At 72.7% G+C, this 21,970-nt stretch carries 13 protein-coding genes and 1 pseudogene; 5 read left to right on the top strand and 9 right to left on the bottom strand.

Annotation, left to right across the window (positions count from 1 at the left end):
- Positions 1–117: 117 nt before the first annotated feature.
- The 6 genes and pseudogenes from treS to ACGH2B_RS06815 form a co-directional block, all read right to left on the bottom strand.
- Positions 118–1,836 (bottom strand): maltose alpha-D-glucosyltransferase, encoded by a 1,719-nt coding sequence (treS, locus tag ACGH2B_RS06840; protein WP_399085627.1) that lies wholly within the window; start codon positions 1,834–1,836, stop codon positions 118–120.
- Entirely contained in the window at positions 1,833–3,833 is a 2,001-nt protein-coding gene (locus ACGH2B_RS06835) for an alpha-1,4-glucan--maltose-1-phosphate maltosyltransferase (protein ID WP_399085624.1), read from the bottom strand. Before ACGH2B_RS06835 ends, treS begins: the two co-directional genes overlap by 4 nt.
- 601 nt (positions 3,834–4,434) lie before the next feature.
- On the bottom strand, positions 4,435–6,063 hold the full coding sequence (locus ACGH2B_RS06830) for a M4 family metallopeptidase (RefSeq protein ID WP_399085621.1): 1,629 nt from the start codon (positions 6,061–6,063) through the stop codon (positions 4,435–4,437).
- 289 nt (positions 6,064–6,352) lie between these two features.
- Positions 6,353–8,017, bottom strand: a pseudogene (locus tag ACGH2B_RS06825) (M4 family metallopeptidase); the annotation flags it as partial.
- A 383-nt stretch (positions 8,018–8,400) separates the two neighbouring features.
- Positions 8,401–9,036 carry a DedA family protein gene (locus tag ACGH2B_RS06820; RefSeq protein WP_399085618.1) on the bottom strand — a complete coding sequence of 212 codons (636 nt, stop codon included), beginning with the start codon at positions 9,034–9,036 and terminating at the stop codon, positions 8,401–8,403.
- The gene (locus ACGH2B_RS06815; protein ID WP_399085615.1) at positions 9,033–9,758 is read right to left on the bottom strand and encodes a class I SAM-dependent methyltransferase; all 726 of its coding nucleotides are present in this window, start codon (positions 9,756–9,758) and stop codon (positions 9,033–9,035) included. Before ACGH2B_RS06815 ends, ACGH2B_RS06820 begins: the two co-directional genes overlap by 4 nt.
- A gap of 132 nt (positions 9,759–9,890) precedes the next feature.
- On the opposite strand from ACGH2B_RS06815, the gene ACGH2B_RS06810 reads away from it, so the two are divergent.
- Together ACGH2B_RS06810 and ACGH2B_RS06805 are read left to right on the top strand one after the other, a co-directional pair.
- Positions 9,891–11,048 carry a sensor histidine kinase gene (locus tag ACGH2B_RS06810; protein WP_399085612.1) on the top strand — a complete coding sequence of 386 codons (1,158 nt, stop codon included), beginning with the start codon at positions 9,891–9,893 and terminating at the stop codon, positions 11,046–11,048.
- Positions 11,045–11,701, top strand: coding sequence for a response regulator (locus ACGH2B_RS06805; RefSeq protein WP_399085609.1), 657 nt, complete (start codon positions 11,045–11,047; stop codon positions 11,699–11,701). Before ACGH2B_RS06810 ends, ACGH2B_RS06805 begins: the two co-directional genes overlap by 4 nt.
- A 307-nt stretch (positions 11,702–12,008) precedes the next feature.
- On the opposite strand, the gene ACGH2B_RS06800 is transcribed toward ACGH2B_RS06805, so the two are convergent.
- The 3 genes from ACGH2B_RS06800 to ACGH2B_RS06790 form a co-directional block, all read right to left on the bottom strand.
- The gene (locus tag ACGH2B_RS06800; protein WP_399085606.1) at positions 12,009–13,322 is read right to left on the bottom strand and encodes a methyltransferase; all 1,314 of its coding nucleotides are present in this window, start codon (positions 13,320–13,322) and stop codon (positions 12,009–12,011) included.
- A 638-nt stretch (positions 13,323–13,960) separates the two neighbouring features.
- The gene (locus ACGH2B_RS06795; RefSeq protein ID WP_399085603.1) at positions 13,961–15,820 is read right to left on the bottom strand and encodes an ABC transporter ATP-binding protein; all 1,860 of its coding nucleotides are present in this window, start codon (positions 15,818–15,820) and stop codon (positions 13,961–13,963) included.
- Positions 15,817–17,838, bottom strand: a complete 2,022-nt coding sequence (locus tag ACGH2B_RS06790; RefSeq protein WP_399085600.1) for an ABC transporter ATP-binding protein — start codon at positions 17,836–17,838, stop codon at positions 15,817–15,819. The genes ACGH2B_RS06795 and ACGH2B_RS06790 overlap by 4 nt, the downstream gene beginning before the upstream one ends.
- Positions 17,839–18,173: 335 nt before the next feature.
- Between ACGH2B_RS06790 and ACGH2B_RS06785 the strand changes: the two genes are divergently transcribed.
- From ACGH2B_RS06785 to ACGH2B_RS06775, 3 genes are all read left to right on the top strand, one after another.
- Positions 18,174–19,409, top strand: coding sequence for an Ig-like domain-containing protein (locus tag ACGH2B_RS06785; RefSeq protein WP_399085597.1), 1,236 nt, complete (start codon positions 18,174–18,176; stop codon positions 19,407–19,409).
- A gap of 462 nt (positions 19,410–19,871) precedes the next feature.
- Positions 19,872–21,110: an Ig-like domain-containing protein gene (locus ACGH2B_RS06780; protein WP_399085594.1), complete on the top strand. Its 1,239-nt coding sequence runs from the start codon at positions 19,872–19,874 to the stop codon at positions 21,108–21,110.
- Between the two features lie 83 nt (positions 21,111–21,193).
- Positions 21,194–21,961, top strand: coding sequence for an enoyl-CoA hydratase/isomerase family protein (locus ACGH2B_RS06775; protein WP_399085591.1), 768 nt, complete (start codon positions 21,194–21,196; stop codon positions 21,959–21,961).
- Positions 21,962–21,970 lie beyond the last annotated feature (9 nt).

Below are 21,970 nucleotides of genomic sequence, written 5' to 3'. Positions count from 1 at the left end.
CCCCGGAGGGAGCCCCGGCGGCGGGCCCGTACGGAACGCGCCGGGCGGGTCACGCCGCTGCGCCGCCGGGGCGCCGCCGCGCCCGTGCGCCGGGCTGCCGCCCGGCCCCGTCCTGCCTCAGACCGCGTTGCGGCGCAGCCGGAACCAGTAGAAGCCGTGGCCCGCCAGCGTCAGCGGATACGGCTGCGCGCCGATCGGCGGGAAATGCACGCCGCCGATGAGTTCCACCGGATGGCGTCCGGCGAATTCCGTCAGATCCAACTCCGTCGGCTGGGCGAAGCGCGAGAAATTGTGGACGCACAGGACGAGATCGTCGTCCGCGCCGTTCTCGCCGGGTGCGGCCCGCAGAAAGGCGAGAACCGCCGGATTGCTGGAGGGGAGTTCGGTGTAGCTGCCGAGTCCGAACGCCGGATTCTGTTTCCGGATCTCGATCATCCGGCGGGTCCAGTGCAGCAGCGACGAAGGGGAACTCATCGCGGCTTCGACATTGGTGACCTGATAGCCGTGGACCGGGTCCATGATGGTCGGCAGGGTGAGCCGCCCGGGGTCGCAGGAGGAGAATCCCGCATTGCGGTCCGGGGTCCACTGCATCGGGGTGCGGACCGCGTCGCGGTCGCCGAGCCAGATGTTGTCCCCCATGCCGATCTCGTCGCCGTAGTAGAGAATCGGCGAGCCCGGCAGGGAGAGCAGCAGGGCGGTGAAGAGTTCGATCTGGTTGCGGTCGTTGTCGAGGAGCGGGGCGAGGCGGCGGCGGATACCGATATTGGCCCGCATACGCGGGTCCTTGGCGTACTCCGCGTACATGTAGTCGCGCTCTTCGTCGGTGACCATTTCGAGGGTCAGCTCGTCGTGGTTCCGCAGGAAGATGCCCCACTGGCAGCCGGACGGGATCGCCGGGGTCTTGGCGAGGATTTCCGAGACCGGATAGCGCGATTCGCGGCGTACCGCCATGAAGATGCGCGGCATGACGGGGAAATGGAACGCCATATGGCATTCATCGCCGCCGCTGCCGTAATCGCCGAAGTAGTCGACGACGTCCTCGGGCCACTGATTCGCCTCCGCCAGCAGCACGGTGTCCGGGTAATGCGCGTCGATCTCGGCGCGGACCCGCTTGAGGAAGGCGTGCGAGCGCGGCAGGTTCTCGCAGGTGGTGCCCTCCTCGGCGTAGAGGTACGGCACCGCGTCCAGCCGGAAGCCGTCGATTCCCAGGTCCAGCCAGAACCGCAGCGCGGAGATCATCTCCTCCTGCACCGCCGGGTTCTCGTAGTTGAGGTCCGGCTGGTGGGAGAAGAAGCGGTGCCAGTAGTACTGCTTGCGCACCGGGTCGAAGGTCCAGTTGGACGCCTCGGTGTCGACGAAGATGATGCGCGCGTCGGCGTACTGCTTGTCGTCGTCCGCCCAGACGTAGTAATCGCCGTACGGACCTTCGGGATCGGCGCGGGAGGACTGGAACCACGGGTGCTGGTCGCTGGTGTGGTTCATCACCATGTCGATGATGACCCGCATACCGCGCTGGTGGGCGGCGTCGACGAATTCCACGAAATCGGCGAGGTCGCCGAATTCTTCGAGCACCGCGGTGTAGTCGGCGACGTCGTAACCGCCGTCCCGTAGCGGTGACTTGAAGAACGGCGGGAGCCAGAGGCAGTCCACGCCCAGCCATTGCAGATAATCGAGCCGCGAGGTGAGGCCCTTGAGGTCGCCGACACCGTCTCCGTTGCTGTCCTGGAAGGAACGGACCAGGACCTCGTAGAAGACGGCGCGTTTGAACCAGTCCGGATCACGGTCCTTTTCCGGTGTGTCCTCGAACGTGTCGTGCACGGGCTCGTTGACGATCAATTGGGTGACCCTCCGATCGGTGAGGACGGTCGCAGGGACAGTACGTGCGCGGGCGCGGGCGACTGGCCCGGATCGAGCCGTACATAGTTGTCCCTGCCCCAGTGGTAGGTGTCGCCGGTGAGCTCGTCGCGCACCGGGAAGGAATCGTCCCGGCCGAGGCCGAGTTCCGGCATGTCCAACGAGACCGTGGCCTCCTGGGTGTGGTGTGGATCAAGGTTCACCACGGTCAGGACGGTATCGGCGCCGTGATCGCGGCCCGCGCGTTTGGAATAGGCGAGGACCGCGTCGTTGTCGGTGTGATGGAAATGCAGCCGCCGCAGTTGCTGAAGGGCCGGGTGCCGGCGGCGGATCCGGTTGAGCGTGGTGAGCAGCGGCGCGAGGCTGTCGCCGTCCCGGGCGGCGGCCGCCCAGTCGCGCGGCCGCAGTTGGTACTTCTCCGAGTCGAGGTACTCCTCGCTGCCCGGCTCCGCGGGCCGGTCCTCGTACAGCTCGTAGCCCGCGTAGACGCCCCAGGTGGGGGAGAGGGTGGCGGCCAGCACCGCGCGGACGGCGAAGGCGGGGCGCCCGCCGCTCTGGAGGTAGCCGTGCAGGATGTCCGGGGTGTTGACGAAGAGGTTGGGCCGCAGATACGCGGCGCTCTCGCCGGAGAGTTCGGTGAGGTACTCGGTCAGCTCCCGCTTGGTGTTCCGCCAGGTGAAGTACGTGTACGACTGCTGGAACCCGGCGCGGGCCAGCGCGTGGACCATCGCGGGGCGGGTGAACGCCTCGGCGAGGAAGACGACGTCGGGGTCGGTGCGGCCCACGGCGCCGATCACCGCCTCCCAGAAGTGCACCGGTTTGGTGTGCGGATTGTCGACCCGGAAGATCCGCACCCCCTTGTCCATCCAGAAGCGCAGCAGCCGCTCGGTCTCGCGGACCAGCCCCGGGAAGTCGGTGTCGAAGTCGAGCGGATGGATGTCCTGATACGTCTTGGGCGGGTTCTCGGCGCAGGCGATCGACCCGTCGGCCCGGTGGCGGAACCACTCCGGGTGCCGGGTGAGCCAGGGGTGGTCGGGCGAGCACTGGAGCGCGAAGTCGAGGGCGACCTCCATCCGCAGGTCACGGGCGGTGCGCACGAAGTGGTCGAAGTCCTCGAAGGTGCCGAGGTCCGGGTGGAGCGCGTCATGGCCGCCGGCGGCCGAACCGATGGCCCAGGGGGAGCCCACGTCGTGCGGCCCGGCGGTCAGGGAGTTGTTGGGCCCCTTGCGGTGGGTGATGCCGATGGGGTGGACGGGCGGGAGGTAGACCACGTCGAACCCCATCGCGGCGACGGCCGGCAGCCGCTCGGCGGCGGTGCGCAGGGTGCCGCTGACCAGCGTCCCGTCCGGCCGCGCGGTGGCGCCCTCGGAGCGCGGGAACAGCTCGTACCACGATCCGTACAGCGCGCGGCGGCGTTCGACGAGGAGCGGCAGCGGGTCCGCGACGGTGAGCAGATCGCGCAGCGGGTGGCGGGCGAGCGCGTCGGTGACGGCGGGGGCGGTGGCGGCGGCGAGGCGGTCGGCGGGCGGCGCGGTGGCGTCGCGCAGTGCGTCGGCGGCGGCGAGCACCGCCTCCCGCCCGGCCTTCTTGGGGACGCCGTCGGCGGCGCGTTCCAGCAGGTCGGCGCCTTCGTGAAGGGTGAGTTCGAGGTCCGGTGCGGCGGGGAGCTTCGCGGCGGCGGCGCGGCGCCAGGTGGTGACGGGGTCGGCCCACGCCTCGACGGTGTACGTCCAGCGGCCCTCGGCGTCGGGGGTGACCTCGGCGGTGAAGCGGTCGGTGCCCGGGTGGAGTTCGGCCATCGGGGCCGGCGGGCCGCTGCGACCCGCCGGATCGGTCAGTACGACATGAGCGGCGACGGCGCCGTGGCCCTCGCGGAAGACGGTGGCCGAGACGTCGAAGCTCTCGCCCGTCACCGCCTTCGCGGGGCGGCCGTCGTCGAGCCGGGGGCGGATGTCCAGGACAGGGATACGACCGATCATGGGCTCACCAGAGAATCGTCAGGTTTTGCCGGAATTTCTCCTTTCTATCCGTTCCCCTGGGGGAGCCGGTGTGCGAGGGGCGGGGGGCCTGCCGCCTTCACCCGGTTGGCGGCCGGAGCGGAGCCGATCGGCCCGCGACCGCGCACCGCGCGGCGGGGCGGCCCGAGGTGGCCCGGAGCGGCGCGGCGAGGGGTGGAACGGCGGAGATGCCGGAACGGCGGGAGCGCCGGAACGCGGAACGGTGGAACGGCGGAGATGCCGGAACGGCGGGAACGCCGGACCGGCTGGAATACGGGAGCGGTGGAACGACCGGAACGCGGGCACGTCAGAGACGCGGGGACGTCAGGAACGACGGAACGGCTGGAACGCGGGCACGTCAGGAACGGCTGGAACGCGGCACGTCAGGAACGGTGGAACGGCCGGAGCATCAGGAACGCGGGGAACGCCGGGAACGCGGGAACGGCGGAACGGCCGGGGAAGAGGATCCCCGGCCGTTCCGCCGTTCTCGGGGCGCCGGCCGTTCCCGGGGACACGTCACAGGGGTCCCGGGCGGGCCGGTGCGGTGCCGGGCGCCGCGTCGTACGGCGCCCGGCGTGGTGCGTTACTTGACGGCGACGCCGTTCCAGGCGGCCTCGACACCCTTGACCTCGGGGCTGCCGGCCTTGTACAGGTCGGTCGCGGCCTTGACGGTGGCCTCGCGGGCCGCCTTGTAGTCGGTGTTCGAGGTCATGTACTCGGTCAGGGCCTTGAACCAGATCTTCTCGGCCTTGTCCCGGCCGATGCCCTCGACCTTGGAGCCGTCGGCGGTCGGGCTGTCGTACTTGACGCCACCGATCTCCTTGGCACCGCTGCCCTCGGACAGCAGGTAGAAGAAGTGGTTGGCGACACCCGACGAGTAGTGCGGGTCCAGGCCACCGGTGCTGGAGTCCCAGTTGTCCTGCGACTGACCGTCCTTGGACGGCTTGTCCATGTAGCGCAGCGGCGTGCCGTCGCCGTTGATGTCGATCTTCTCGCCGATGAGGTAGTCACCCGGGTCGGTCTTGTTGTTCGCGTAGAACTCGACCGAGGTGCCGAAGATGTCGGAGGTGCCCTCGTTCAGACCGCCGGACTCACCGCTGTAGGTGAGGTTGGCGGTGGCGGAGGTGACACCGTGCGACATCTCGTGGGCCGCGACGTCGATGGCGGTCAGCGGGGCCTTGTTGCCCTCACCGTCGCCGTACGTCATGCAGAAGCAGCTGTCGTCCCAGAAGGCGTTGACGTAGTTGTCGCCGTAGTGGACGCGGGAGAAGGCGCCCTTGCCGTCACCCTTGATACCGGAGCGGCCGTGCACCTCCTTGTAGTAGTCCCAGGTCTCGGCGGCACCGTAGTGCGCGTCGACGGCGGCGGTCTGCGGGTCGTCCGGCTTGCCGGTGCCCCAGTTGTCGTCCTCGTCGGTGAAGAGCTTGCCGTCGCCGTCCTCGGCGTTCTCCAGGTTGGTGGTCTTGTGGCCACCGCGCTCACCGTCGGTCAGCGAGAAGCCGCTGCCCTCCTTGGTGGTGCCGAGCTCAACGGTGCCGCTGAACTCGCTCTCGCCCTTGCCGGTACGGATGTCGTCGTACTGGAAGAGCTTCTTGCCGGTGTTGGCGTCGGTGATGACGTGCATCCGGCTCGGGGTGCCGTCCTTCTTCACGCCCTTGACGACGGTGTCGTACGCCAGGACGGGCGAGCCGGAGGCGGCCCAGACGACCTTCTTCGCGGCCTGCGCGCCGGTCTGCTTGGCGCTGATGGACTTGGCGGCGGTGCCCTGCGCGGTCTTCGCGGCGGCGCCCGCGGCGATCTTCGGCGTCAGGGAGGCGACCTTGATGGTCTTCTCGGTCGACTTGGTGGTGCTCTTGATGGAGCCGTCCTTGGCGCGGTGCACGACCATGTCGCCACCGAGCACCGGCAGACCGGCGAAGGTGCGGTCGTAGCGGGTGTGGACGGTGCCGTCGGCGTCCTTGATGACGTCCTTGACGACCAGCTTCTCCTGGGCGCCCAGGCCCAGGTCCTTCGCGGTCTGCGCGGTGAGGGCGCTCGCGTCGCGGATCATCTCGGCGCGGTGCGAGACGGTGAGGGCGACCGGCGCGCCGCTCGGGGCGGCGGTCGGGGCGGTCGAGGCGCCCGCCGTGGCGGCGACGCCGGCGACGAGGGCCGCGGCGGCGACGACGGCAGTTCCGGTGATGCGGGCCTTACGGGATATGCGGGGGGTCACGCGTGCTCCTTCAACTTTGCCAAGTGGTGGGGGTGCAAAGCGATGCGGGTGTGACGTGCGTCGGGAACATTGCCATTCCGAACGCGTTCATGTCAGGACGCTGAGAGCAGGTTGGCCGAAACTCGTCGGTAGGGTTCGCCCCGCGATCCGCACAACGGGAGCGGGCGCCGCCCCCGGAGATCCGGAAGCGGCGCCCAACGTGCCGTTTTCGCAGGTGAGTTCAGGACATCACCGGTGGTGCCACAGTCAGATGACCGGTTGGTGCCGTCACCGGGTCACGATGTCACTTTCCGGCCGACACCCGGGAGCCGACGTGCACCGCGGCCCAGGTGTTGGCGACCGTGTTGTACGTCGCGCTGCCCTGGCCGAAGAGGTCGGCCGCGGCCTTGAGCGTCGCGGTGCGGGCCGCGGCGTAGTTGGTGGACGAGGTCATGTACTGGCTGAGCGCCTTGAACCAGACCTTCTCGGCGTTCGCCCGGCCGATGCCCGGCACCGACTTCCCGTCGTACGTCGGGCTGTTGTACTGCACGCCGTTGACCACCTTCGAGCCGCTGCCCTCGGACAGCAGGTAGAAGAAGTGGTTGGCGACGCCGGACGAGTAGTGCACGTCCTTGTTGCCGACGCCGGACGACCAGTAGTCGGCCGACGCGCCGTCCTTGGAGGGCTTGTCCATGTAGCGCAGCGGGGAGCCGTCGCCGTTGATGTCGATCTTCTCGCCGATGAGGTAGTCGCCCGGGTCGGCGGTGGTGTTGGAGTAGAACTCCACCGCGGTGCCGAAGATGTCGGACGTCGCCTCGTTCAGACCACCGGATTCGCCGCTGTAGATGAGGCCGGCGGTGGCGGCGGTGACGCCGTGGGACATCTCGTGCCCGGCGACGTCCAGCGCGGTCAGCGGCGCGGCGTTGCCGTAGCCGTCGCCGTACGTCATGCAGAAGCAGCTGTCGTCCCAGAAGGCGTTGACGTAGTTGTTGCCGTAGTGGACGCGGGAGTACGCGGCGACACCGTCACCGTTGATGCCGGTGCGGCCGTGCACGCTCTTGTAGTAGTCCCAGGTCTCGGCGGCACCGTAGGCGGCGTCGACCGCTGCGGTCTGGGCGTTCTGCGGCGTGCCGTCGCCCCAGACGTCGTCGGCGTCGGTGAAGAGCGTGCCGGTGCCGTACGAACCGTGGTTGAGGTTGTACGTCTTGTGCCCGCCGCGGCCGCCGTCGGTCAGGTTGTAGGACGAGCCGGAGGCGGTGGTGCCGAGGGTGACCTTGCCGCTGTACTCGCTGTTGCCGACGCCGTTCTCGATCCCCTGGTACTGGAAGATCTTCTCGCCGGTCGTGGCGTCGGTGATGACGTGCAACTGGTTGGGGGTGCCGTCCTTCTGGAGGCCGCCGATCACGGTCTCGTACGCCAGCCGCGGGGTGCCGTCGGCGGCCCAGACGACCTTGCGCGGCGCCTTGTCGGCGGACGCCTTCGAGGCGCCCAGGGAGCGGGCGGCGGCGACGGCCTTGCCGGAGGCGGCGGACGGCGCGATCTTCGCGGTGGTCGTGGCGACCTTCAGCCGCTGGCTCTGCGCCTTGGTGATGCCCTTGACGGTGCCGCCCTTCGTCTCGTGGACGATCAGGTCGCCGCCGAGGACCGGCAGGCCGTCCAAGGTCCGCGCGTAGCGGGTGTGGGTGGTGCCGTCGGCGTCCCGGGAGACGTCCTTGACCAGCAGCTTCTCCTGCGCGCCGAGCTTGAGCCGCTTGGCCGTCGCCGGGGTGGCGTCGGCGGCGGCGCGGATCAGCTCCGCACGCTGGGCGGGGGAGAGCCGGGCGGGCAGGGCGCCCGCGGCGGGGGTGGCGTGGGGTGCGGCCGACGGGGGCGTGGCCGCGGTGCCGGTCCCGGCCTGGACACCGACGGCGAGCATGGCCGTGACGGCGACGAGGGTTCCGGTGACGACGGCGCGACGAGGGGGGTTACGTCTCACGCTGACTCCTTCTGCGGGGCTGCGGCGTGGGGCCGCGGCCGAGGGGGACCGGACGGCGGGAAGCCGTCCGGGCAGAGCGAGGCAGAACACTTGGAACGTGTGGGGGGAGACGGTGCCGACTGCCGCACGGCGGGACTGTGGGGGTCCGTGTGGCGGCTGCCGGGAAGAGTGCCACCGTCACGAGCCTGTTGTCAGGGTCCCTTCAACTAATTGGCCGGAATCCGTCCGTAGCCCGGAATGCGGGTTCGGAATGCGGACGCCGGAGATGTGGACGCCGGAGATGTGGGCGCGGTGACGCCACAGGCCCCGGCGGCGCACGGCTGAGGCCTCACGGCGACGGGGCTCACCGCAGGAGGGCCGACGCCCCGTCAGGCGGTGGGCGTTCAGCCGGCCCGGGAAGGCGGTGACGGAGGCGTGGAGCGGCGCCGGTTTCTGCCCCGGAGCCACAGGACCGCGCCCGTGGAGAGGGCCACGGCGGCCGCGGCGAGAGCGGGGCCGCTGAGCCGGAGGAGGCGGGGGAGGGAGGCCGCCGCGGCGTATCCGGCGCCGGCCTCGACGGCGGCCCACAGACAGGCGGCGGTGGCGCTGTAGGCGCATATCCGCCGGTAGGGCGTGCGGGTGGCACCGGCGAAGTGGGGGGAGAGGGTGCGGGCCATGGGCAGGAAGCGGGCCAGGAAGACGGCCCGGCCACCATGACGGGTCATCAGGGTCTCGGCGCGTCGCCAGGCGGTACCGGGGATACGGCGGCCGAGACGGCCGGCACGCAGCCGGACCCCCAGCAGGCGCCCCGTGCGGTGGGCGAGGAAGTCCCCGGCGACCGCGGCTCCGGCGGCCACCGCGATGGCCGGCACCAGCGCGATATGGCCGGTGCGGGCCAGGGCGCCGGCGGTCAGCAGCAGGGCGAGCGTGGGCATGAAGACGCTCAGGACCAGGACCGACTCGGCCAGGACGGCGAGGGCCACCACCGTGTACGCGAGGGCGGGCGGAAGGTGGGCGAGGGCGGCGGAGAAGGTGTTCACCGGCCCGCCTCCGCCTGCCGAAGCCCCCGCTCGGCCGAGACGTCCTGGGGACGCCGCAGTTGCCATACGTAGGCCGGGGGCAGGTTGGCCCACACCTGCCAGCGGCCCACGGCATAGCGGCGCTGGTAGTCGCTCATGACCTCGTCGACGGCGGCGTGCCGGCACGCTTCGGCCCGGGAAGCCAGCAGGGCGCGGGCCCGGCGGGTGCCGATGTAGGCGAAGTAGGTGAGGGTGCCGCCGGGGTGCAGCAGGTCCATGTACCGCGCCATGATGCGGTCGACGTGCTGCGGGGGGAAGTTGGTCAGCGGCAGTCCGGAAATGATGACGTCGTAGCGGCGGCCCGCCTCGAAGCTCTCGACATATCCCTGGTGCACCCGGACCTGCTCGCGCCGGCCGGCCAGGTGGGGGTGTGAGGCGGCCAGGACGCGCAGGCGGGCGGCGAAGCGCCGGTTGGCCTCGACGACGTCCAGTCGGCTGCCCAGAGGGAGCTGCGGTATCAGGGCGCGGGTGACCGCGCCGGTGCCGGACCCCGCCTCCAGGACGGCCGTCGGGTGCGGAGCCCGGTCCCGTACCGGCCTGGTCAGCGCATGTGCCAGCGCCCGGCCGCTGGGGGTCAGGGCCCCGACGGTCCGCATGTCACGGGCCGCTTCGAGGAGGAACATCCAGCCCTCGGCGCGCCGCCGCGCCGGGGCACGTTCGTACGAGGTCGTCCAATTGTTCATGGATTCGACAGTAGAAATCCGCGAGCGTCGGCAAATCCGTCGGTCTGCGACGGCACCTCCCTACGAAAGTAGGGGGTGCTCATCGCCGATGGTCGAACGGGAGACGGCGCCGCCCTGCCTAGGATTGCGCGGGTGATCAGGGACAGGGCGCCGCGGTGGGCAGCATGCGCCGGACGCGTCGGCCTGGTGGCGTCCTTCGCGCTGGCCGCCGCGGTCAACGCGGCGACGGTCAGCGGCGGCCGGCCCCTGACCTGGGTCACCGTCTCGGCGGCGCTGTGCGCGGTGGTTCTGCTGGTGCCGCGGCTGCCGTGGCCGCTCGCTCCGGCGGTGGTCACCGCCGTCACCGCCTGGTGGGGCTGGCTGACCGTCCTGCTGCTGGCGATGGTGATGTTCGACCTCACCGTGGCCCGCCGGGTGCGCGCGGCGGTGGTCTGCGCCGTCGCCGTCCTGGGCGCCAACCTGCTGGGCTACCCGCCGACCCGGATCTGGGTGGAACAGCGGTACGTCTCCGTGCTGTTCGCGCTGCTGCTCGCCGGCGTCGTCGGTCTGTGGCTCGGCAGCCGGCGGCGTCTGCTCGCGGCGCTGGCCGGTCAGGTCGACCATCTGCGTACCGAGGCGCAGTTGCGTGAGGAAGCCGCCCGCGCCGCGGAGCGGTCCCACATCGCGGCCGAGATGCACGACGTGCTGGCACACCGCTTGAGCCTGATCGCCCTGCACACCGGCGTCCTGGCCACCAAGGGCGAGGCCCTGCCCGCGCCGTTCGCCGAGCGCCTGGCCCTGCTGCGCACCACCTCCACCGAAGCGCTGGCCGATCTGCGCGAGGTCCTCGGCGCCCTGCGTGACCCGGACGCCACGGACACCGCAGCCGCCCTGGCCCCCGCGATACGGCAGGCGCAGGAGCTGATCGAGCAGGCCCGCGCCGCCGGGCAGCACGTCGAGGCGACCATCGGCGGCCGCCCGGAGCAGGCGCCCACCACCCATCGCCTGGCCGTGTACCGCATCGTCCAGGAAGCGTTGACCAACGCCCGTAAGCACGCCGGCGGGGCCGAGGTGAGCGTACGCATCGACTACCGGCCGCCGACCACGGTGGTCGAGGTCGTCAACGGCGCGGGCCCCCCCGCCACCGGCCCCGACGCCGGTGGTTCCGGTTACGGGCTGGTGGGCCTGCGCGAACGCGTCACCGCCCTGGGCGGACATCTGACCACCGGGCCCGCCGGAGCCGGCACCTGGCGGCTGGCCGCCCTCCTACCCCACTCCACCGGTACCGAACAGAACGGGAACCGCACATGATCCGCGTCATGATCGTCGACGATGACGCCCTGGTCCGCCTGGGGCTGTCCGATCTCTTCGACGGCGACCCGGACATCGAGGTGGTCGCCCAGGCCGCCGACGGCCTCCAGGCCGTCGAGCAGGCCATGGCCCACCGCATCGACGTCGCCCTCGTCGACGTCCGGATGCCGCGCATGGACGGCATCACCGCCACCGCCCGGCTGCGGGCGTTCCCCCGCCCCCCGAAGGTGATCACCCTGACCACCTTCGACCTCGACGAATACGTCTACAACTCCCTGGCCGCCGGAGCCGACGGCTTCCTGCTCAAGGACACCGACCCGGCCGAGATCCTGCGCGCCGTCCACCTGGTGGCCGCCGGTTCGGCCATGCTCCACCCCACCGCGGCCCGGCGCCTGATCGACCGCTACCACGCCACCACCCACCCCCGCGCCGCCGCGGCCCGGGCCCGTCTCGAACGGCTCACCCCTCGTGAGAGCGACGTGCTGGCCCTGCTCGCCGCGGGTGAGACCAACGCCGAGATCGCCGCTTGCCTGGGCATGCGCGAAAGTACCGTCAAGGCCCACGTCAGCCGCGTCCTGGCCGCGTTGGAGGTCACCAACCGCGTCCAGGCCGCCCTCATGGCCCGCGACGCCGGACTCACCTCCCGCCCCTGACCGCGGGCCCGGACGCACGAGGGAACCGCGGTCGGCGTCCCGGCCGCCGGCAGAACCGTCCTCCCCGGCAGCAACGGCTCGACCGGCGCCGGAACCTCCAGCGGTACCGGCGCGGCGCCGACCGGATCCGCCACCGGTGACAGCGCCGCACCGGCTCGCACTCGACGGCCGTACCGTCCTCGGCCCGGCCGGCGCCGGCGTCCTGCACCACGGCAGCCGGTGCCCGCCGCCGCGGTGGCCCGGCACCGTCCGCTCGAACGCGCCGCCGTACGGGCCGAAAGGCTCCCCCGGGGCGGCCGGGCACAGGTCAGCGGCGGACGGCCCGCAGCAGGACGAACTTCGGGTCGGAGGCGACGACCTCGCAGTTGCCGAAGAGCCGCTTCAGCCGTACGTGGTAGCCGAGGTGACGGTTGCCGACGACCCACAGCTCCCCGCCGGGCCGCAACACGGCGCGGGCACCGCCGAACATCCGCCGGGCGGTCGCGTCGGACGTCGCACGGTGGGTGTGGAACGGCGGGTTGTTCACCACCAGATCCACCGAGCCGGGCGGCAGCCCCGTCAGCGCGTCGCCGACGGTGAACTCCGCCCGCGCGCCCTCCGGCGCGTTCGCCGCGAAGGTGGCGCGCGCGGCGGCCACCGCGGAGAACGACTCGTCGACGAAGACGGTCTCCGCCTCCGGGTCGGCCAGCGCCAGCGCGGTGCCGACGACGCCGTTGCCGCAGCCCAGGTCGACGACGCGCCCGCCGCCCCGCCGCGCGGGCAGATGCCCCAGGAGGAAACGGGTGCCGATGTCCAGCCGGTCCGCGCAGAAGATCCCGGCGTGGTTGGTGACCGTACGCCCCGACATCACCCCGACGTCCCCGGGCAGCGCGTAGCTGCGCGGCCAGGACGGGGCACCGGGGGAGAGGGACGGATCGGGGGTGCAGAAGATCAGCCGCGCCTTGCGGACGGCGAGGGACGTCCGGGTCGGCCCGAGGATCCGCTCGAACAGCTTCAGCGTCGAGGTGTGGATCTCGGAGACCATGCCGGTGCCGACGATGCGGGTGCCCGCGTGCACCGCGGGCGCCAGCCGCCGCAACTGCTCCTCCAGCAGCGCCAGACTCTTCGGCACCCGCACCAGCAGCACATCGATCCGCTCCGGCGGCGCGTCCAGCACCGTCCGCAGCCGCACCGCCCCCTCGGCGACACCGTTGCGCCGCAGGTTCACCTCGGTGGCGCGGTGCGTGAGGTAGGAGTCGGTGATCTGGATGAGGGGGGTGCGGGGAGCGGGGGAGGGGCCGGTGCCGGTCGCGGGGGCTGCTCCGGGAGCGGTTACGGCGCCGGGCCCGCCCTCGGTGCCGGGTGTGGTTACGGGGCCGGACCCGGCCGCGGGTCCGGTGTCCGCCGCGGCTCCGGCCAGCGCGGTGGCGAGGGCGCCCCAGCGGTCGCCGAGGACGACGGTGGTGCCCGCCGCGGGCGGCTGCGGCTCGGAGACGCCCCCGGCGTCCGGCCCGGAGCCGTACTCCGCGAGGTGGTCCAGCAGATAGGCGTCGGCGGCGTCCCAGGCACGGAGCGGGTCGCGGGGGTCCTCGGGGAAGCGGGTGAGGTCGAACGCACCCCATGACGTCGTGAAACGGTTCATCGTGAACTCAGGCTAGCCGAGGTGCGAGGACGGTCGGCCCGGGCGCGGGGACGAGACCGACGGGGACGGGGTCCGGCGCGTAGCGGCGGCGCGGCCCGGTGCCGTTCGGGCGCGCGGCCCGGGTGGAGTGCTGCCGGGACGTGTCATGGCCGGGGACGGGGTCCGGCGGCTGCCCGGTTCGTGGGCAGGACGATGCGGCGACCGGACGGGACTGCGGGCCTCCGGTCGTGGACCGGACGGGTGGTGGCCGGTGTCTGGGCGGCGGAGGGGAGGGCTCGGTGTGGCCGGTGCGCGGTGCGGTCCTGGAGCCGAGGTGAGGTTTGGGCCGCGGACGGGGTCCGGCGCGTGGCCAGGGCACGTCGTGGTCAGGCCAGGCCAGGCGTGGCGAGGCCAGGCGTGGTGCGAGCGTGAACCGCACCTGGCCCGAGGCATCCGCGCGCGGCCGCACCCGACCCGAGGCATCCGCGCGCAATCGACCCGACCCGATCCGACCCGAACCGCCCCGACCTGGCCCGAGGCCCCCTTCCGGCACTCCCGGCGTCCGTGCGTCCGGCCGCCGACCCGCAGTGGTCCGCCGCTCCCGGCGACCGCTCCCGGCACCCGCTCCAGGCGGCGGCCCACCGCGGCGGCCACTCCGTTCACCCCACGCTGTCCCGCCACGCCCGGTGCAGGTCGGCGAAGCGGCCGCGGTCGGATATCAGGGCGGTGGGGGTGCCGTCCTCCACGATGCGGCCGCCCTCCATGACCAGCACCCGGTCGGCGATCTCCACCGTCGACAGGCGGTGCGCGATCACCACCGCCGTCCGGCCGCGCAGCACGGTGTCCATGGCCCGTTGCACCGCCCGCTCGCCCGGGATGTCCAGCGAACTGGTCGCCTCGTCCAGGATCAGCACGGCGGGATCGGCGAGCAGCGCCCGCGCGAAGCCGACCAGTTGCCGCTGGCCGGCGGAGATCCGGCCGCCCCGCTTGCGGACATCGGTGTCGTACCCGTCCGGCAGCGCGGTGATGAAGTCGTGCGCGCCGATCGCCCGTGCCGCCTCCTCGATCTGCGCGCGGGTGGCGTCGGGCCGCCCGAGCGCGATGTTCTGGGCGACCGTCCCGGAGAACAGGAACGCCTCCTGGGTGACCATCACCACGCCCCGCCGCAGCTCGGCCGCGGGCAGCTCCCGCAGATCCACGCCGTCCAGCAGGACCCGGCCCTCGGTCGGGTCGTAGAACCGCGCCAGCAGCTTCGCCAGCGTCGACTTCCCGGCGCCGGTCGACCCGACCACGGCGACCGTCTCACCCGCGGCCAGCCGCAGCCCGAAACGGGGCAGCACCTCGCCGCCGGTGCGGTACGCGAACCGGACGTCCTCGAAGACGACCTCCCGACCGGGCCGCCCCGCGGTGGCCGGTGGCAGCGCCGCCGGGACGGACGGCTCCGGCACCGACGGGCGCTGCGCCAGCAGACCGGCGATCTTCTCCAGCGACGCGGCCGCGCCCTGGTAGGAGTTGAGGAACATCCCGAGCCGGTCGATCGGGTCGTACAGCCGCCGCAGGTACAGCACGGCGGCGGCCAGCACGCCCAGCTCCAGGGCGCCGGTCGCCACGCGGTAGGCGCTCCACAGCACGATCGCGGCGACCGCGAAGTTGGCCACCAGCCGTGACCCGACGACGTACCGGGCCATCTCCAGCGAGGTGTCGCCGTTGACGCCCTCGTGGGTGCGGTTCAGCGCGGCGAACGCGGTGTCGTTGGGCCGCTCGCGGCGGAACGCCTGCACCGGGCGGATGCCGTTGACCGTCTCGGTGAACTTCACGATGACCGCGGCGACCGCCGACGACTTGCTGCTGAACACCCGCAGCGAACGCCGCTGGTAGGAGCGGATCAGCAGCGCCAGCGGCCCGGCGGAGGCGAGCGCCGCGGCGCCGGTGCGCCAGTCCAGGTAGAGGAGCATCGCGGTGATCCAGACCGTGGAGAGCACGACGGAGATCAGCTCCTCCAGGCCCTCGTCGAGCAGCTCGCGCAGCGCTTCGACGTCCGTGGTGGCGCGCGAGATCAACCGGCCCGAGGTGTACCGCTCGTGGAAGTCGAGGCTGAGCGCCTGCGCGTGCCGGAAGATGCGGCCGCGCAGCTCCAGCAGCACGTCCTGGCTGATCCGGGCCGAGCACCGGATGAAGAGGTACTTCAGACCGCCCGACACCGCGGCGCACACCGCGGCCGCCACGGCCACGGCGACCAGCGGGCCGTGGTCCCCGGCGCGCAGCGCGGGCACCGCCCGGTCCAGCGCGAACGCCACCAGCAGCGGCCCGGCCTGCACCGCGGCCTGCTGGAGCAGCAGCATCACGGCCGCGATCGCCACCCACCGCGCGTGCGGGGCCAGCAGCGACCGCAGCAGCCGCCGCGACGCCCCGGGCGGGGTCGGCAGGACGTCCCGTACGAACGCGTCGCCGTCCCCGGGCGGCGGCTCGGACGCGGGCGGACCGGCGGGTACGCAGCCGGGGGCGGGGGCGGTCGTCACGGGGTGCCTCCGGAGGAGTCGCGCGGCCCGGGCGCCGCCCCGGCCGCCACAGGGGCGGTGCCGGACATCAGCCCGGCGTACTCGGCGTTGTCGCGCAGCAGTTGGTGGTGGGTGCCGACGGCGGTGATCCGGCCACCGGAGAGCAGCGCCACCCGGTCGGCCAGCAGGACCGTGGACGGGCGGTGCGCGACGACCAGCGCGGTGGTGGTCGCCAGGACCTGCCGCAGCGCCGCCTCGACCAGCGCCTCGGTGCGGACGTCGAGGGCGGAGAGCGGATCGTCGAGGATCAAGAACCGCGGCCGCCCGGCGATCGCGCGCGCCAGTGCGAGCCGCTGCCGCTGGCCGCCGGACAGGCTCATGCCCTGCTCCCCGACCTGGGTGTGCGGCCCCTGGGGCAGCGCGGCGACGAACCCGTCGGCCTGCGCCACCGCCAGCGCCCGCCGCAGATCGGCCTCCTGGAGATCCACGCCGCCCATCAGGACGTTCTCGGCGACGGTCGCGGAGAACAGCGTCGGCTCCTCGAAGGCGACCGACACCAGACCGCGCACCTCCTCCCGGGAGAGCGTGGCGAGATCGCGGCCGTCCAGGGTGATCCGGCCACCGGTCGGGTCGTACAGCCGCGGGACCAGCGCGGTGAGCGTGGTCTTCCCGCTGCCGGTGGCCCCCACCAGCGCCATCGTCTCCCCGGGCGCGATGTGCAGGTCGACCCCGCGCAGCGTCGGCGGCGCGTCCCCGGGAGCGTCGGGATAACGGAACTCGACACCGGAGAAGAGGAGACCGCCGGAGCGGACGGGCCTGCCGGAGCGGGTGGGCCCGCCGGACCCCTCGGCCCCGTCGGAGCCGCCGGAATCCCCGGACTCAGCAAGGCTCTCCGGGCCGACGTCCGGTCCGGAGGCGGCCTGACGGTGAGTGTCGCCGGGGGCTCCGGAGCCGACGGCGTCCGCGGTGGTGGCCTCGTCGGCGGAGGCACCGGGCCCCGGCGTCAGGCCCGCTGGCCCGGCGGGCAACGGGGCGTCCAGGACCTCGAAGTACCGGTCGGTGGCCATCGCCGCCTCGTTGCTCATCGCCAGCAGGAAGCCGATGGAGTCCACCGGCCAGCGCAGCGCGAGCGCCGTCGACAGGAACGCGACCAGAGTGCCGGCCGAGAGCGCGCCGTCCGCCACCTGCACGGTGCCCAGCACCAGCGCGGCGCCGATCGCCAGCTCCGGCAGCAGGGTGATGCCGCCCCAGATCGTCGCCAGCAGCCCGGCCTTGCGCAGCTCGGTGGTGCGCAGCTCCCGGGTCAGCCCCCGGAACGCCCGGGCCTGGGCGCGGTGGCGGCCGAAGCCCTTGATGATCCGGATGCCGAGGACCGACTCCTCGATCACCGTGGCCAGATCACCCACCTGGTCCAGCGCCCGGCGCGCGGCCAGCGCGTACTTCGCCTCGAAGACCGAGCAGAGCACCATCAGCGGCACGACCGGCGCCAGCAGCACCAGCCCCAACGAGAACTGCTGGGTCAGCAGGATCGCGCAGCCCACCACGATGGTGACGCCGTTGACCAGCAGGAACGTCAGCGGGAACGCCAGGAACAGCCGGAGCAACTGGAGGTCGGTGGTGGCGCGGGAGAGCAACTGGCCCGAGGACCAGCGGTCGTGGAAGGCGACCGGCAGCCGCTGGACGCGGGTGTAGAGCCGCTCCCGCATCGCCGCCTCGACACCCGCCAGCGGCCGCGCGACCAGCCACCGCCGCAGACCGAACAGCCCCGCCTCGGCCACCCCGAGCAGCAGCAGGAGACCGCCGCCCAGCCACACCCCGCCGGGCGTCTTCGCGGCGACCGGACCGTCCACGATCCACTTGAGCACCAACGGGATGACCAGGCTGATGCAGGACGCGGCCACGGCGACGACCGCCGCCGTGAACAGCCGGGCCCGCACCGGCCGGACGAACGGCCACAGACGCAGCAGCGACCGCACGGCGGAGTGCCGCGGGGACTCGGCGGACGGGGGACGGGCGGGTGTGCTCGCGGTGGCATCCATCACCCGCGAGAGTAAGCGCGACCACTGACAACGCTCCTGTGCTTTTTCCGCCGACCCGCCCCGCCCCTCACCCCGGCTCGGCCCGGCTGCCGCCCCGCCGAAACCGCCCGGCCCCGCCCCGCCGCCTCGCGGGACCCGCCCGCCCCGCACCGTCACTCCCGTCACCGTCAGGACGCCACCCGGACCTGACCGCCCCACCCCCTCAGCACCGCAGCGCCGGGCACCGACCCGGCCCCACTCCGTCCACCCCTAACGCCGTATCACCTACGGGCGCACGACCCTGTCGGACTATCACTTCCGGTGGGCCAACCGCCTCATCAGTCACAATTCGACACATGTCCGGTGATGAGAAGGACCGCACCCCCCGCCCGCCGGCCCGCCGTCCCGGGCGGCTGCGGCGGCCGCTCCGTCTCGCCCTGGTGCCGGTGTGCGCTCTGACCGCGATGACCGGCTGCGCCGTCCCCGACCTGCTGGGCGGCGACAAGCCGCCGGGGCCGGAGCAGGGCATCGACATCGAGCCCGGCGACGGCGCCCGCGATGTGGGCGAGAACGGACGGTTCGTCATCCGGGTACCCGACGGGCGGCTCCAGCGGGTGACGGTCCGGCGCTCCGGCGACGGCGGGACGGCGCGGGTGGCGGGCCGGATCTCCCGGGACGGCCTGACCTGGCGGCCCACCGCGCGCCAACTGGAGGCCGCGGCGACGTACACCGTGGACGCGGTGGCGCTGGACGGCTCCGGCGACCGCAGGTCCCGCCACACCACTTTCACCACCGGCCCCGCCGAACTGGCCGCCTCGCTGCTGCCCGGGGACGGCGCGACCGTCGGCACCGGAATGATCGTCTCGCTCCAGTTCAACCACCCGGTCCCCGACCTCGCCGCCGTGGAGCGCGCCGTACGGGTCACCGCGGAACCGGATGTCGAGATCGCCCCCCACTGGTTCGGTGACCAGCGGCTGGACTTCCGCCCGAAGGAGCGCTGGCGGCCCGGCACCGAGGTCACCGTCGACCTGCGGCTGGACGGGGTGCGGGCCGGCCCCCGGACGTTCGGCGTCCAGCGCGAGACCGTCAGGTTCCGCGTCGGCAGGGACCAGACGAGCCTGATCGACGCGGGCCGGCACACCCTGACGGTCACCCGGCGGGGGGAAAAACCGGTGACGCTGCCGATCACCGCGGGCGACGAGAAGAACCCCACGTACAACGGGAAGATGGTGATCCAGGAGCGGCTGCGGAAGACGCGGATGGACGCCCGGACCGTCGGTTTCGGCCGCGCCTACGACATCCCCGACGTGCCGCACGCGATGCGCCTGACGACCTCCGGCACCTTCCTGCACGGCAACTACTGGGCCGACGCCGACATCTTCGGCGAGGAGAACACCAGCCACGGCTGCATCGGTCTGCTCGACAACAAGGGCGGCAAGGGCAACACCCCGGGAAGCTGGTTCTACGCGCAGTCGCTCATCGGCGACATCGTGGAGGTCCGCAACTCCCCGGACCGCACCGTCGCACCGGACAACGGTCTCGGCGGCTGGAACATGCCCTGGCCCCGGTGGCGCGCGGGAACAGCCCTCTGACCAGCGGCGCGACCGGCCACAGCGGCGACGGCCCCCGCATAAGGGCCGTCACCGCAGACGGTCGGGCGCCCCCGGGCCGCTCCGGACGGCCTGAGCCACCTCCGGACGGACCGGCCGACCGGCCCGCCCCCGGACTGCCCGGCCACCCGGCCCGCCCCGGGTCGTCCGGCCACCCGTCCCGCCGGCCCGGTCTCCCGCGAGCTGTCACAGCGCCCACGCCCGGCCATAACGCCCGCCCCTTCCGCCCGTCCCCGCTCTTCGCCTCTCCCTCTCCCCCCTCTCCGCCCTCTTCCCTCCTCGCCGGGCAACCCGCTGTCACACCCATGTGGTTATCTACACGGAAGATGCGGCCGCCCCTCGATGGGCGGTGCCGCGTCGAGTGGTGAGGGCCGGTGCGCGGGGGAGCGCGCGGCACGAGGGGAGAGGGGGCCCAAGATGCCTCGGACGAGGGTGCGTCAGGCGATGTCCGGAGAGCCGGAACGGCGGTCGGTACGTCAGCGAGGGGTACGGAGGCGGGCCCGTCGCGGCGCGGCCGCGGCGCTCGCGCTCGGCTCCGTCCTGCTCGCCGCGGGCTGCGGGGGCGACGCGGACGCGAAAGGTAAGTCGGACAAGGCGCACGCCGCGGGCCCCTCGAAGGCCGCCGTGACGATAGCGCCCCGGGACGGCGCGGAATCCGTCGCCACCAGCGGCGCCCTCGCGGTGACCGCCCGTGGCGGCAAGCTCCTCTCCGTCAAGGTCAAGGACGCCGAGGGCCACGAGGTGCCGGGCGGGATGTCCGGCGGCGGCACCGGATGGCGGCCCGCCGGCCACCTCGGGACGGCCACCACGTACACCGTCGACGCGGTGGCCGCCGACGACCGGGGCCGGAAGACCACCCGGCACGCCCGCTTCACCACGCTCACCCCCGAGGAGACCTTCACCGCGTCGTACACCCCGGAGGACGGGCAGCGGGTCGGCGTCGGGATGCCGGTCTCGCTGCGCTTCAGCCGCGGCATCACCGACCCCGCCGCCGTGGAGAAGGCCGTCGAGGTCAGCGCGGATCCCGCCGTCCCCGTCGAGGGCCACTGGTTCGGCAACGACCGGCTGGACTTCCGCCCGGAGAAGTACTGGGCGCCCGGCACCAAGGTCACCCTCCGGCTCCGTCTCGACGGCGTCGAAGGCCGCCCCGGCGTCTACGGCGAGCAGTCCCGGAAGATCACGTTCACCGTCGGGCGCAGCCAGATCAGCACCGTCGACGCCCGGTCGAAGAAGATGACCGTGGTCCGTGACGGCAAGAAGCTCAAGACCCTCCTGATATCCGCCGGTGCGCCGGGCACCGAGACGTACAACGGCCGCATGGTCATCAGCGAGAAGCTCCCGGTGACCCGTATGAACGGCGCGACCGTCGGCTTCGGCGGCCAGTACGACATCAAGGACGTCCCGCACGCCATGCGGCTGAGCACGTCCGGCACGTTCATCCACGGCAACTACTGGTCGGGGCAGGGCGCGTTCGGCAGCCGCAACGCCAGCCACGGCTGCGTCGGCCTCTTCGACCAGCGCGGCGGCGGCGATCCGGCCACCCCCGCCGCCTGGTTCTTCCGCAACTCCCTCATCGGCGACGTGGTCGTCGTCAAGAACAGCCACGACGAGACGATCCGGCCGGACAACGGCTTCAGCGACTGGAACCTCTCGTGGCAGGAGTGGACGGCGGACCGCCGCTGACCCGGCGGCGCCCGGTCCGGGGTGGCGCGGGGCACGCCGGCGCACCGTACCCAGCGTCGTTAACGACGGCTAACCTTCCCGGTATGACTGTGAACTTCGAGATCACCGACGGCGTCGGGACCATCCGGCTCGACCGTCCGCCGATGAACGCGCTGGACATCGCCACCCAGGACCGGATCCGCGAACTGGCCGACGAGGCCACCCGCCGGGACGACGTACGCGCCGTCGTGGTGCGCGGCAGCGAGAAGGCGTTCGCCGCCGGGGCGGACATCAAGGAGATGCAGCGGATGGACCACGCCGCCATGGTGGTGCGGTCCCGGGCGCTCCAGGACTCGTTCGGCGCCGTCGCCCGTATCCCCAAGCCGGTGGTCGCGGCGGTCAGCGGCTACGCCCTGGGTGGCGGCTGTGAGCTGGCGCTCTGCGCGGACTTCCGGATCGCGGCGGAGAACGCCAAGCTCGGCCAGCCGGAGATCCTGCTCGGCGTCATCCCGGGCGCCGGCGGCACCCAGCGGCTGTCGCGCCTGGTCGGCCCGTCCAAGGCCAAAGACCTGATCTTCACCGGTCGGCAGGTACGGGCCGACGAGGCGCTGGCCATCGGCCTGGTCGACCGGGTCGTCCCCGCCGCCGAGGTGTTCGAGGCGGCGCACGCCTGGGCGGCGCAGTTGGCGAAGGGTCCGGCGCTCGCGCTGCGCGCCGCCAAGGAGGCCGTCGACGCCGGGCTGGAGACGGATCTCGAAACCGGCCTGGCGATCGAACGCGCCCAGTTCGCGGGGCTGTTCGCGACCGAGGACCGCGAGATCGGTATGCGCAGCTTCGTCGAGGACGGTCCGGGCAAGGCCAAGTTCCGCTGAGCGGACGGA

Origin of the sequence: Streptomyces sp. BBFR2 (assembly GCF_044497305.1) — a bacterium.
GTDB lineage: Bacteria > Actinomycetota > Actinomycetes > Streptomycetales > Streptomycetaceae > Streptomyces.
The sequence above is the reverse complement of the archived record's forward strand: the minus strand, read 5'-3'. Positions and strand labels throughout refer to the sequence as shown.